The sequence below is a fragment of the Streptomyces sp. NPDC050625 genome (assembly GCF_040654755.1).
Classification (GTDB): Bacteria; Actinomycetota; Actinomycetes; order Streptomycetales; family Streptomycetaceae; genus Streptomyces.
In genome coordinates this window covers 1,517-3,286 of the sequence record NZ_JBFAIQ010000102.1, presented here as the reverse complement: position 1 = coordinate 3,286, position 1,770 = coordinate 1,517, and the positions used below count along the sequence as shown (strand labels likewise).

The following is a 1,770-nucleotide window of genomic DNA, read 5'->3' as shown; positions in this document are numbered from 1 at the left end:
CTGGTTTCCAGTGGGGTGACGGGTGGCTGGTCGTTGTTTGAGAACTGCACAGTGGACGCGAGCATCTGTGGCCAAGTTTTTAAGGGCGCACGGTGGATGCCTTGGCACCAGGAACCGATGAAGGACGTGGGAGGCCGCGATAGTCCCCGGGGAGTCGTCAACCAGGCTTTGATCCGGGGGTTTCCGAATGGGGAAACCCGGCAGTCGTCATGGGCTGTCACCCACTGCTGAACACATAGGCAGTGTGGAGGGAACGAGGGGAAGTGAAACATCTCAGTACCCTCAGGAAGAGAAAACAACCGTGATTCCGGGAGTAGTGGCGAGCGAAACCGGATGAGGCCAAACCGTATGCGTGTGAGACCCGGCAGGGGTTGCGCATGCGGGGTTGTGGGATCTCTCTTCCACGGTCTGCCGGCCGTGGGACGAGTCAGAAACCGTTGATGTAGGCGAAGGACATGCGAAAGGTCCGGCGTAGAGGGTAAGACCCCCGTAGCTGAAACGTCAGCGGCTCGTTTGAGAGACACCCAAGTAGCACGGGGCCCGAGAAATCCCGTGTGAATCTGGCGGGACCACCCGCTAAGCCTAAATATTCCCTGGTGACCGATAGCGGATAGTACCGTGAGGGAATGGTGAAAAGTACCCCGGGAGGGGAGTGAAATAGTACCTGAAACCGTGTGCCTACAAGCCGTGGGAGCGTCGGAATGTGCTTGCACATTCTCGTGACTGCGTGCCTTTTGAAGAATGAGCCTGCGAGTTTGCGGTGTGTTGCGAGGTTAACCCGTGTGGGGAAGCCGTAGCGAAAGCGAGTCCGAACAGGGCGTATGAGTAGCACGCTCAAGACCCGAAGCGGAGTGATCTAGCCATGGGCAGGTTGAAGCGGAGGTAAGACTTCGTGGAGGACCGAACCCACCAGGGTTGAAAACCTGGGGGATGACCTGTGGTTAGGGGTGAAAGGCCAATCAAACTCCGTGATAGCTGGTTCTCCCCGAAATGCATTTAGGTGCAGCGTCGTGTGTTTCTTGCCGGAGGTAGAGCACTGGATAGGCGATGGGCCCTACCGGGTTACTGACCTTAGCCAAACTCCGAATGCCGGTAAGTGAGAGCGCGGCAGTGAGACTGTGGGGGATAAGCTCCATGGTCGAGAGGGAAACAGCCCAGAGCATCGACTAAGGCCCCTAAGCGTACGCTAAGTGGGAAAGGATGTGGAGTCGCACAGACAACCAGGAGGTTGGCTTAGAAGCAGCCACCCTTGAAAGAGTGCGTAATAGCTCACTGGTCTAGTGATTCCGCGCCGACAATGTAGCGGGGCTCAAGCGTACCGCCGAAGTCGTGTCATTGCAGCATATAGCCCCAACGGGTGCTGTGATGGGTAGGGGAGCGTCGTCTGCCGGGTGAAGCAGCACCGGAAGGTAGTTGTGGACGGTTGACGAGTGAGAATGCAGGCATGAGTAGCGATACAAACGTGAGAAACGTTTGCGCCGATTGACTAAGGGTTCCTGGGTCAAGCTGATCTGCCCAGGGTAAGTCGGGACCTAAGGCGAGGCCGACAGGCGTAGTCGATGGATAACCGGTTGATATTCCGGTACCCGCTGTGAAGCGTCAAACATCGAGCATCGTGATGCTAAGGCCGTGAAACCGCCGGGTGCGTCTTCGGACAATCTCGGAGTGGTGGAGCCGCCGGACCAAGCGGTTAGTAGGTGAGTGATGGGGTGACGCAGGAAGGTAGTCCATCCCGGGCGGTGGTTGTCCCGGGGTAAGGGTGTAGGACGG

The 1,770-nt window shown here is 57.7% G+C and carries 1 rRNA gene (running past one end of the window); it reads left to right on the top strand.

Features of this window, described 5'->3' with window-relative positions:
* Positions 1-69 precede the first annotated feature (69 nt).
* Positions 70-1,770: ribosomal RNA gene (locus AB0I54_RS47990) — 23S ribosomal RNA — on the top strand; it runs 1,495 nt beyond the window's last position.